Source organism: Flagellimonas alvinocaridis (assembly GCF_965248585.1).
Classification (GTDB): Bacteria; Bacteroidota; Bacteroidia; order Flavobacteriales; family Flavobacteriaceae; genus Flagellimonas; species Flagellimonas alvinocaridis.
The window spans coordinates 2,320,648-2,332,923 of sequence record NZ_OZ252111.1 but is presented as its reverse complement, the minus strand read 5'-3'; the positions used below and the strand labels follow the sequence as shown (position 1 = coordinate 2,332,923).

7 protein-coding genes are annotated in these 12,276 nt (G+C 42.4%); all 7 read left to right on the top strand.

Going from position 1 to position 12,276, the window contains the following annotated elements; translation table 11 throughout:
- Nucleotides 1–38: 38 nt before the first annotated feature.
- The 7 genes from ACP14V_RS10410 (at nt 39) to ACP14V_RS10380 (ending at nt 12,141) form a co-directional block, all read left to right on the top strand.
- On the top strand, nt 39–512 hold the full coding sequence (locus ACP14V_RS10410; protein WP_272610470.1) for a cupin domain-containing protein: 474 nt from the start codon (nt 39–41) through the stop codon (nt 510–512).
- A 58-nt stretch (nt 513–570) separates the two neighbouring features.
- The gene (locus tag ACP14V_RS10405) at nt 571–1,347 is read left to right on the top strand and encodes a hypothetical protein (RefSeq protein WP_272610469.1); all 777 of its coding nucleotides are present in this window, start codon (nt 571–573) and stop codon (nt 1,345–1,347) included.
- Between the two features lie 78 nt (nt 1,348–1,425).
- Entirely contained in the window at nt 1,426–1,887 is a 462-nt protein-coding gene (locus ACP14V_RS10400; RefSeq protein WP_272610468.1) for a (2Fe-2S)-binding protein, read from the top strand.
- 20 nt (nt 1,888–1,907) lie between these two features.
- Nucleotides 1,908–4,178: a xanthine dehydrogenase family protein molybdopterin-binding subunit gene (locus ACP14V_RS10395; protein WP_272610467.1), complete on the top strand. Its 2,271-nt coding sequence runs from the start codon at nt 1,908–1,910 to the stop codon at nt 4,176–4,178.
- A 24-nt stretch (nt 4,179–4,202) separates the two neighbouring features.
- Nucleotides 4,203–6,470 carry a xanthine dehydrogenase family protein molybdopterin-binding subunit gene (locus tag ACP14V_RS10390; protein ID WP_272610466.1) on the top strand — a complete coding sequence of 756 codons (2,268 nt, stop codon included), beginning with the start codon at nt 4,203–4,205 and terminating at the stop codon, nt 6,468–6,470.
- Nucleotides 6,471–7,293: 823 nt separating this feature from the next.
- Nucleotides 7,294–10,452: a SusC/RagA family TonB-linked outer membrane protein gene (locus ACP14V_RS10385; RefSeq protein WP_272610465.1), complete on the top strand. Its 3,159-nt coding sequence runs from the start codon at nt 7,294–7,296 to the stop codon at nt 10,450–10,452.
- Nucleotides 10,453–10,461: 9 nt separating this feature from the next.
- The gene (locus tag ACP14V_RS10380) at nt 10,462–12,141 is read left to right on the top strand and encodes a RagB/SusD family nutrient uptake outer membrane protein (protein WP_272610464.1); all 1,680 of its coding nucleotides are present in this window, start codon (nt 10,462–10,464) and stop codon (nt 12,139–12,141) included.
- Nucleotides 12,142–12,276 lie beyond the last annotated feature (135 nt).

The following is a 12,276-nucleotide window of genomic DNA, read 5'->3' as shown; positions in this document are numbered from 1 at the left end:
ATTTTTGGTTTGATGGAAAATCTTTAAAAAATAATATCATGAAAAAAATAATTTGCTTCATCGTGTTTGCCATATCTGCAAGCATTTCTGCCCAAAATTCAGCATACACTGTTTCTTCCTATTTCACCGAAGGTATCAAAGCACCAAACACACATTATATTGGTGAAGCTTGGTTAAATCCTGTTCTACAAGCAGATGGGGATTTAACGTACAATATTACCAAGGCAACATTTAAGGCGAACTCCACCTTGGACTGGCATAAGCATGAATCTGTACAAGTATTGATTATCGTTGATGGTGAATGCTACTATCAAGAAAAAGGAAAGGAACCAACGGTTCTGAAAGAGGGTGATGTAATCAGATGCGAAAAAGACACAGAACATTGGCATTCGTCTTCCAAGAACAGTGATGTGACCTATCTGGCCATCTACGGAGGAGAAACACCTACTGTCTGGACAGAAGTGGTTACCCAAGAATATTATGACAGCTTAGCAAAAAAGTTGAGTGAGTAATGCCCCTTTAAAAGCTAGTAAAGCAAAACATACAATGAATTTGTAGCTAAGTCGAAAAATGAAAAACGCCAATCTTTTACCCGTACTTTTTGTAACCTTATTTTACCAGGGGTATTCTCAAGAGGATGAGCGCAAATTTTTGGATGATTTCAGGGGTTCGGCCAGTGTAACGCACAACGGAATTTCATTGGTCCCATCCTTTTCATTGGGAGACCCGGCTTTGTTGTTCGATTTAAAATTTACCAAGGGAAAACTAAGCTTTGAACCTGATATGCGTTTTGCACTGGAAGGCAAACCTTGGTCCTTTTTGTTTTGGTTCCGCTATAAAGCCGTTCAAAAAGAGCGATTTTCGCTTCGAGTGGGGGCACACCCGGCGTTGAATTTCAGGACCGTTAGTGTAATTCGTGACGGACAGTCCGAGGAGATACTGGAGTCTAGACGTTATTTGGCCGCAGAAATTGTTCCGATTTATAAATTGGGAGAAAATACGGGGATTGGTATTTACTATTTGCACGGTAGGGGTTTCGATGAAGGCGTAAAACAAACCAATTTTATTGTCCTTAACTCCTATATCAATAACCTTGGCATAACGAAAGACGTATACTTTAATGTTTCGCCCCAAACCTATTATTTAAGAATGGATGAGGATGAGGGATTTTATGTGGTGACCTTTTTGACTTTGGCAAAAAACGACTTTCCCTTGTCCATCTCGGCTATTTTTAACAAAGCAATTGATACAGAGATTGTTCCGGAAGATGATTTTACATGGAACATATCCTTGAACTATAGTTTTGGAAACACCAACAAACGAATTGGAAAGAAGAAGAAAAATTAACGTTTAGTCGATAATAAATCAATAATTTAGATAGAATCCAAACACATAATTCAGTATTTTAATGCAAACGCTTTCATTATGGCAACATATAATCTAAAAATCAATGGAAAAACCCAAACAGTAGATGTAGATGGCGCTACTCCAATGCTTTGGGTATTACGTGACCACTTGCAGATGGTGGGCACAAAATTTGGCTGTGGGATTGCACAGTGCGGTGCTTGTACCATTCATTTGGGAGACAATGCGGTACGTTCCTGCCAATTACCGGTATCCGCCGTAGGCGATGAGGAAATTACGACCATAGAAGGTTTATCGGAACACGGCGACCATCCTGTTCAAAAAGCTTGGTTGGAGATTGATGTCCCACAATGCGGTTATTGCCAAGCAGGGCAAATCATGAGCGCTTCAGCCCTTTTAAAAAGAAACCCATCCCCAACGGATGATGAAATTGCTACGGCCATGAATGGCAATATTTGTCGTTGCGGAACCTATACCCGTATAAAAAAAGCCGTTAAGTTGGCTGCGGAAAACAACTCTTAATTCACCCTAATCCTTAAAAAATGACACTAGTAAGAACACAATTGGGTCGCAGGGCCTTTATAAAAAATACCGGCATGGCTGGGGGTGGATTGGTACTTGGGTTTAGCTTTTTTAATGCTTGCAAGCCTAAGGTTGCCGAAGCCGTTGCCATGGAGTTGGAAATGCCCGAAACGTGGTATGAAATCAACGGATATCTAAAAATTGGAGACAATGGCGTAGTAACGATCATGTCTCCCAATCCTGAAATTGGCCAGAACGTTAGAACTTCCATGCCCATGATCGTGGCGGACGAATTGGAAATTGATTGGAAAAATGTGGTTGTGGAGCAAGCACCACTCAACACCAATTTGTATAGTTGGCAAGTTGCAGGAGGTAGTAGATCTATAAGCAGTTCTTGGCAAAACCTACGTATGGCAGGTGCAACAGCACGCCATATGCTGAAAGAGGCTGCCGCCCAAGCTTGGCAGGTTCCTGCTAGCGAGATTACCGCAATAGCTGGGGTTTTGACGCATGAAGCCAGTGGCAATTCTGCTGGTTATGGAGAAATGGCTTCCGCAGCTGCACAAATTGAAGTGCCCGAGGAGGTCGAATTAAAGAAAAATTCAGAATTCTCCATTATTGGAACATCCCGTAAAAATGTGGATGGTAAAAAAATAGTGACTGGAAAACCGCTATTTGGTATCGATGTGATGCGGGAAGGTATGTTGATTGCTTCTTTGGTCCACCCACCGGCGTTTGGAAAGCAATTGAAATCCTTTGATGCGGAGGAGGTCAAAAAAATGCCCGGTATTCGAGATGTTTTTTCCATAAAATTATATGATGACGATTTCGATAAAATGGCATTCCATTTTACGGCCTTTAATGAAGTGGTCGTAGTGGTTGGGGAAACCACTTGGCAAGTATTCCAAGCTAAGAAAGCATTGAATGTAGAATGGGAAGATGCCCCGGAGGTCACACAAAATCTTACCTTGTTCGGAAACGAGATGAAGGTGAAACATCCTGCCGGTATGGAAGATTCGGAAAGTCATACCAAGAGGTTGAAAGAACTGATTGCCAGTACTGCAAAAGTGGCCCGAAGGGATGGTAACCCAGAGCAGGCCTTTAAGAATGCGGCCAAGGTTATCGAAAGAAGCTACAGTTGTCCGTTTTTGGCCCATAACACTATGGAACCCATGAATTTCTTTGCCAATGTAACCGAAGACCATGCCGAACTATTGGGGCCAACACAAACCCCGGAATGGATGGAGGTGGCCGTTGCTGAACGTTTGGGTCTTCCTTTGGAGAAAGTAGATATTCAGATGACCCGCCAAGGGGGTGGTTTTGGACGTAGATTATACGGCCATTTTATGGTAGAAGTTGCAGTTATCTCGCAAAGGATGAATGCACCTGTGAAGCTGGTGTATACTCGTGAAGATGATATGTCCCAAGGTATTTATCGCCCATCGTATTATGCCACTTACCGTGCTGCGTTGGATGCGGATAATAATTTGATTGGTTTCCATGTCAAGGCAGGAGGCATCCCTGAGAGTCCGCTCTTTGCGAATCGCTTTCCAGCAGGTTCCATTGATAATTATTTAGCAGAAGATTTCACCGTTGACACAAACATAACCACAGGGGCATTCCGGGCTCCACGTTCCAATTTTATTGCCGGGGCGGAGCAATCCTTTTTAGACGAATTGGCAGAGGAAATGGGCAAAGACCCCATCGATTTTAGATTGGAGCTTTTGAAAAGGGCAGAAGAAAATCCTGTGGGTAGTCCAGAATCCAACGATTATGATGCTTCACGATATGCGGGAGTGTTAAAATTGGTTCGGGAAAAGGCAAATTGGGGTCAAAATGAAGCTGGCGTACACAGAGGTGTTTCGGCTTATTTCTGTCATCAAAGTTATGTGGCCCAAGTTTTGGATGTTGTTATGGAGAATGATACTCCTGTGGTTCAAAAAGTCACTGCCGCCATAGATTGTGGTATCGTGGTAAACCCTGATGCTGCATCAAACTTATCTGAAGGTGGTGCTGTTGATGGAATTGGGCATGCCATGTACAGTGGACTTACCTTTAAAGATGGTGCTCCGGAACAAATCAATTTTGACCGCTATCGCTTAATACGACATCGTGAGGCGCCAAAAGCCGTTGAAACCCATTTTGTAGAAAGTGATATAGACCCTACAGGAATGGGTGAACCCCCCTTCCCACCCATTATGGGTGCTTTGGCAAACGCTCTGTACAAAGCTACAGGTAGGAGGTATTACCATCAACCTTTTATAACGGACAAACCTCCTTTAATAGGTTAAAATACGATTGGCCAATTGGCAAATATGACACTTGTAAAAACCAAAATAGGCAGACGGACTTTTATCAAAAATACCAGTTTGGCCAGTGGTGGGCTGGTTTTGGGATTTAGCTGGCTAAATTCTTGTAGACCAAAAGACACTGGAAGTTTGACAGGCAAAGAAATGCCCAAGGAATGGTTCCAAATGAATGGGTATTTAAAGATTGGTGAAAATGGTCTAGTAACCATTCTTTCCCCTAATCCTGAGGGAGGTCAGAACGTTAAGACTTCCATGCCCATGATTGTGGCTGATGAATTGGATGTAGACTGGAAAGATGTCATTGTTGAACAGGCCCCTTTGGACACGGATGCTTTCAGTTTTCAATTTATTGGGGGTAGCCAAGCCATTAGAAGAGGATGGCCCGGACTGCGAATGGCGGGAGCATCGGCAAGACACATGCTGAAGATGGCCGCGGCTGATGCTTGGAAGGTTCCAATGAGTGAGATAAAAACAGCAAAGGGCAGACTAACTCACGAAGATTCCGGAAACTCCGTAGGATATGGGGAGGTGGCTTCTGTCGCAGCAAAGTTTGAAGTTCCTGAGGAGGTTCAACTAAAGGAATACAATGAGTTCAACATTATTGGTACTTCCCGTAAAAATGTAGACGGATCTGATATTGTTACTGGCAAGCCTCTTTTTGGGATGGATACCCAAAAGGAAGGTATGCTCATTGCCATGATTGTGCATCCCCCAGCTTTCGGTTTGAAACTTAAATCAATAGATGATGACGAAGCAAGAAACATGCCGGGCATTAGGGATATTTTCAAAATTAAAGTCTTCAACGATGACTACGTTAAGACTTTTTTTGATACCCGGACCTATAATGAGGTAGCGGTAATTGTGGGTGATTCCACATGGGAGGTGATGCAGGCCAAGAAAGCAATCAAGATAGCATGTGAACCTATTGAAAGTTCAACCGATACTAGAGATAGGTTTGGGAATGCATGGGAACAGCATACACCTGCCGGGCTTGAAAGTACAGAAAATCATTTGGCCAATATGGAAGATAGAGCGGCCAAAGGAGGGGAGGTCCGTCGTAGGGATGGTGATCCCGAAGCAGCGTTCAAACGAGCGGTCAAAACAATAGAGCGTACCTATACAGCGCCATTTTTGGCACACAACTGCATGGAGCCTATGAACTTTTTTGCCGATGTGAAGGACGGAAAGGCAGAATTGATAGGACCATTACAAAAGCCAGAATTTACGGAACAGACGTTATCGGCACGTATGGGAATTCCATTGGAAAACATTGATATTAAAATGACTCGTTTAGGTGGAGGGTATGGTAGACGCTCTTACGCCCATTGGGCTGTGGAAGCTGCCTTGATTTCCGAGCGTATGAAGGCTCCGGTTAAATTGATCTATACTCGGGAGGATGATATGACGGATGGGGTCTATCGGCCAACCTATCTTATAAAACTAAAAGCAGGTTTGGATGCCAATAATAATCTAATTGCCTATCATGTCAACGCAGGTGGTATCCCCGAAAGCCCTTTGCATGAGAATAGATTCCCTGCTGGAGCTGTGGACAACTATTTGGCAGAAAGCTGGACAATAGATAGCAATATTACGGTAGGCTCTTTTAGGGCGCCGAGCTCCAATTTTATGGCAAGTGCAGAACAATCTTTTTTGGATGAAGTGGCCGAACTAGCTGAGAAAGACCCTATAGATTTTCGTTTGGAACTCTTGGAGAAGGCCATCAATAGCCCCTTGGAGGGCACAACAAATGACTATGACCCCACTCGCTATGCGGGAGTTTTGAAAAAGGTCAAGGAGAAGTCAAATTGGGAAGACCAACAGCCAAACCTAAGCCGTGGCGTAGCCGCTTATTTTTGTCATAACTCTTATGCAGCCCAAGTATTGGATTTGGTTATGGAAGATGGAAAACCCAGAGTGGAAAAAGTAACTTGTGTTTTGGACTGCGGTATGGTAGTCAACCCAGATGGGGCCAAGAATATGGCAGAAGGGGGAATTGTGGACGGTATTGGCAATGCCTTTTTTGGAGAGTTAAGGTTTGAAGACGGGATACCCTCCAAAAATAATTTTGATTCCTATCGGATGATCCGGATGCAAGAAAGCCCTAAGGAAATTGAAGTACATTTTGTGGAAAATAAGATTGATCCAACTGGATTGGGCGAGCCTACCTTTCCGCCAATTTTTGCCGCATTGGCCAATGCCCTGTACAAAGCTACGGGCGAAAGATATTACCAACAACCCTTCATGTCCAAACTACCTTCTTTGGCAAATGGGTAAAATATTTTTTCCAATTATATCAAAGTCAATAACCACTGTTTTTGCAAGGGCAAAATTTCTTATATGAATACCCAAGTGAATGTCTTGTTGGGTAGCCCAGGGAAATGGGTTTGATTATTTCAGTTCGGTCAACTAAACATTAGATAACCGCAATTTTAAAGGAATCCTTTGTGGCTACGCTGAATTTTTGGAATATATCTAAATCTTAAATAGATATATGTAAGACATAGTGATAAAAAAGACATCTGCGATCCCCTTTTTAATAAGCCTTACAAATATGCCGAGATGATATTTGATATGTCAGAGCTTTAAGTATATGTATATCGAAAAAAATACAGTGCACTTTTCAAAGAGTTCAAATATTTGAAATATCAAATTTTGATGATGTTTTTTTGAAAACGAGACAATAAAAGGTTTAAAAAAGTAAAATTCATGAATTTTAGAGCCTTTTCTTTTTAAAAAAAGCAAAAGGTTTAGGTCAATGAATAACTTGACCATGGAATAACCCATAACTCATTGAAAAGTCAATGATATATAAATGGGAAAACAAGAAACTAATTAACTTAAACAGCGATTACATGAAAACAGGATTCTAATAAAAAAGCCTAGAAAATGTTGGAGCTTTTCTAGGCCTGAAATTCCAATATTGTACATACAATATCTGAAACTACAAAAATATACTTCTTTTTTGGATTGATGAAGGTTTAGGTTCATTAATGATAAAGGTGAAGGTTTTGTGCAGTATTGGCATTGATACCTAATGTCCCATAAACGATATCGGGATAAAACACTGAAAATTAATAACTAACAAACTATTCAAATTATGAAGTATTGTTTATACAAAAAGATACTGTTGCTTGGATTTGCACTTGCTTCAAATGTAATTCTTGCACAGACAAAGATTGTTTCGGGAACAGTACAGGACAACCAAGGAACCCCATTACCAGGGGTAAATGTTGTTGTTGATGGCACTGTCAATGGAACACAAACAGACTTTGATGGAAATTACTCCATAGAAGTATCTGAAGGAGAGGTGTTACGATTCTCCTATATTGGAATGATAGCAGCTTCTGTGGTGGTGTCCAGTACCAACACCATAGATGTTGTGTTGCAGGAAGACACAAATCTTCTTGATGAGGTTGTGGTGACAGGATATTCCAAACAGTCTACCCGAAATATTACAGGTTCGGTAACCGTAGTGAACACGGAAGACCTTGCGGCCACATCACCTGTAAACGTGGAGCAATCCCTTCAAGGGCAGGCTTCAGGAGTAGTGGTAGGTTCGGAAGGTGGTCCTGGAGGAGAGGCCCTTGTCCGAATCAGAGGTTTTGGAACCATAAACAATAATGACCCGCTCTATATTATAGATGGTACACCAACAACTTCTGGAATTCGACAGCTCAATCCTGCGGATATAGAGTCCATACAAATCCTTAAAGACGCTTCGTCAGCTGCTATTTATGGTTTTCGGGCTGCAAACGGGGTAATCATCATTACCACCAAGGGTGGAAAATATAATAGCAAATCCAAAGTAGAGATTGGGGTAAGCACAGGCATTGATTTTGTTGCCAAATCCGATTTTCCAAAGTTTTTGAGTCCTCAAGAATCGGCCAATGTAATATGGCAACGGTTTCAAAATGACGGTGTTGCACCATCACATCCTCAATACGGTAATGGAGCCTCTCCAGTACTGCCCAATTATTTGACACCCACGGGAGCGGATTCTGTAGATGAATCCACGTATGACCCGTTGACCAATAAAATCACCAGAGCCAATAAAAAAGGGACCAATTGGTTTGATGAATATTTTGACCCTGCACTGGTCCAAAACTATACCTTGGGTATGTCCGGAGGGTCAGAATCGGCCAAGTTCAATGTGGGTATGGGCTTCCTAAAGCAAGATGGTGTAGCTCTGGAAACCTATTTTGACAGATACACTCTAAGGGTGAATTCTGAGTTCAAGGCAACAGAAAACATTAGAATAGGGGAATCGTTCAATATTTCTTATTCAGACAGAGTTGCTGCAGGGGGCAATCAAAATACGGGTGGTGATATATCATTTCTTTATCGCGCCGATCCCATTTTACCAGTTTACGATATCGCGGGGAATTATGCGGGAACCAGAAGTGTTGGTTTAGGAAATGGCTTTAATTCCGTTGCGGCTGCAAAACGAAACAAGGATAATATATTTAGGTCATTACGGGCACTGGGTAATGTATATGTGGAGGTCGATCTTTTGGAGGGACTCACGTTCAAGACCAATATTGGGTTGGATTATGATACTTCCCATTGGTCAACATTCAGGTTCCTGAATCCTGAAGTAGCCGAACCCAATGCAGTCAATGGGTTGACCGAGAATACCATATACACGATTTCCTCAACTTGGTTCAATACCCTTAACTATGCAAAGGATTTTGGCCAGCACAATATCAATGTATTGTTGGGAACGGAGTTTTTCAAAAACCAGTTCAAGCAATTTGGGGCAACCAGAAACGAATTCTTTACAAATTCCCTGGATTATAGATATCTGGATGCCGGTACGGGTACAAGTACAAACTATGGTTATGGGGGCAAGCGGTCTTATTTCTCATCCTTTGGGAAAATAGACTATAACTATTCAGATAAATATTTGGTTTCATTTTCAATGCGTAGGGATGCCACTTCACGTTTTGCAAAGAATACAAGGGTGGGCTATTTTCCATCCTACAGCGCAGCGTGGAGACTGTCCAATGAGAAGTTTCTTGAGGATTCAAACGTCATAAATGATCTTAAACTCAAATTGGGATATGGTGAATTGGGGAATGAGAGTATCCCACAGGGAAGAGTGGAAAACTTGTACGGGAATGATATAAATACCTCCAATTACTCAGTTACCGGGAGCAATAGTTCTGTGGCCCCAGGTTATAATCTGACTTCTATTGGCAATCCAGACCTTAAATGGGAAACCACTACCACCAAGAATATTGGTGTTGATGGAATTCTTTTTGACAACAAGCTCAATTTTAGTTTTGAGTACTACATATCGGAAACCAAGGATATGCTATTACAAAGTGCCGGTGATATCACCATTATAGGGCACGTGACCGCACCATATGCCAACTTGGGGTCCATGGAGAACAAAGGATTTGATTTTTCCGTTGGATATAACGGTAGAATAGGTGAGGAGCTTAAGTTCAATGCATCGGCCAATATATCTGCATACAAGAATAAAGTACTTAGCCTAACGGATAACCCAGATTACTTTTTGAACGGTAATGCTGCTCGGGAAACCTATCCTTCTCGAACTCAGGCTGGTCAGGCACTGGCTTCGTTCCATGGATTTATAATTGATGGAATAATCCAAAATGAAGCAGAGCGTGATGCCGCTGCGGACTACGGTGGAAAAGATGTGGGTACCTTTAAATATAGAGATGTGGTTCCTGATGGAGTCATTGATGACAATGACCGTACCTTTATTGGTAGTCCACACCCCGATTTTACCTACGGATTGAACCTAGGGATGGAATACAAAAACTTTGATTTATCTGTGCTTTTCCAAGGAAGTGAAGGGAACGATATCTATAACTTCACCCGATTCTTTACCGATTTCAATAGCTTCCCAGGTGCCAAAAGCTATAGGTACCAAAATTCATGGAGCCCTGACAATACAAGTGGAGGGTTGCCCCAATTGACCAATAATCCTGCACAACATTACTCAAGTGCAAGCACCTACTATATTGAGGATGGCTCCTATCTGAGATTAAAGAACATCCAATTAGGCTATAATTTGCCGGAAGCATTGACTTCCAAGATAGGGGTGGAGTCATTGAGACTTTTCATTCAAGGAAAGAATCTGTTCACTTGGACCCAATACTCTGGTCTTGATCCGGAAATCAACCTTCAGAGCTATGGGGGGGATGATGTAAACCTAGACATAGGGATAGACCGAGGGGCATATCCAATTGCCAAGTCGGTATTGTTCGGCCTAAATCTAACTTTATAAAAAACTATCATGAGAAACGTAATATTATTTTCACTTTTTACAGTTCTTACCCTTGCTTCATGTGAAAATGAGCTGGAGATAAATCCGCAGGGAAGCCTTTCGGAAGGAGTTATTGAGATCAATGAGGAATGGGTGGGCCAACAATTGGTGAGTGCCTATGCAATGTTGGATGGAAATCCAGGATATTTTTGGGCGCCAGCATCTAATTGGACGGTTGGCGATGTAGCGTCCGATGACTTTTACAAAGGTAGCGATATCTCTGACCAACCCCCTTTGAATGAGATAGAACGGTATACCCCTGGGACCACCAATATTTATTTGATCAGAAAATGGCAAGCCATTTATGAAGGGATACATAGGTGCAACCAAACCTTGAACTCCATTGGATTGGCCATAGAAAATGGCACGGCGGAAAGTGCTTTGACTACCTTAGGGGCTGAAGCGCGCTTTTTAAGGGCACACTACCATATGGATGCCAAGAAAATATGGAACAATATTCCTTATATATTGGAGACCACCACAGAGGCCGTGTCCAATGATATTGATGCTTGGCCAAGTATAGAGGCAGATTTGGAGTATGCCGTGTCCAATCTCCCTGCTGTCCAAGATGATGCGGGCAGACCAACCTCTTGGACGGCCAAAGCCTATTTGGCCAAAGCCCATATGTTTCAGAAAGATATGGCAGCTGCAAAGCCAATCTTGGATGATATTATTGATAATGGCCCTTACAGCTTGGTGACCAATTACCATGATAACTTCAATGGGGAGAAGAATAACAATTCAGAGTCTGTTTTTGCCGTTCAAAATTCGGTGAATGATGGTGGGGATGGTTATATCAATGGGAATAGGGGAAACCGATTGAACCACCCCTACTCCAATGATGCTCCCGGAGGAGGATGCTGTGGATTTTTCCAACCTAGCCAAAATCTTGTGAACGCCTTTAAAACAGATGCGAATGGACTTCCTTTGTTGGATACTTTCAATGATGTGGACGTAACGAACGACCAAGGTATACCCTCCGAAGACCCTTTTGATCCTTACGTGGGCAATCTAGATCCTAGACTGGACTGGACTGTTGGAAGAAGGGGGGTAGAATATTTGGAATGGGGCCCCATGCCCGGTATGAGATGGGTCAGGGACCAATCCAATGGAGGTCCGTATGTAGCCAAAAAGCATGAGATCCTTAAGTCGCAAGAAGGAACCATTTCTGCAGCAGGCCTACCTCAGTACAATGCAATCAATACTCCTTTGATCAGATATTCCGATGTGTTGTTGTGGAGAGCTGAAGTACATGTGGAAGACAATGAACTTCCAGAAGCCATGGGCTTGGTTAACCAAGTCCGTAGCAGGGCGGCCAACCCTGATGGGTTTGTTAAAGATACGGAAGGAATGGATGCGGCCAATTATGTTATAGGACTATATACGGATTTTCCAAGCCAAGACTATGCCAGAAAAGCGGTTCGGTTTGAAAGACGATTGGAATTGGCTTCTGAAGGACACCGATTCTTTGATTTGGTTCGCTGGGGAATTGCTGATGAAGTATTGAACGAATATGTTTCCGGGGAACAATCCAAAAGAGTATACCTGCAAGGTGCAGTTTTTACTTCCGGAACCAACGAATACTATCCAATACCACTTGAGGCCATTAATACATCAAGAGGTGTTTTACAACAAAACCCCGGATATTAGTTTTTGAGTTAGTTTAGTTTTTTAATTCGAGAGGTGGGATTGTGCGTAATCCAATCCTGCAGATCAGCGATGAAGGGCAGTGTCCTCCTTGGATACTGCCTTTCTCATCAATAATATCTTCCCCACAATAGGTAA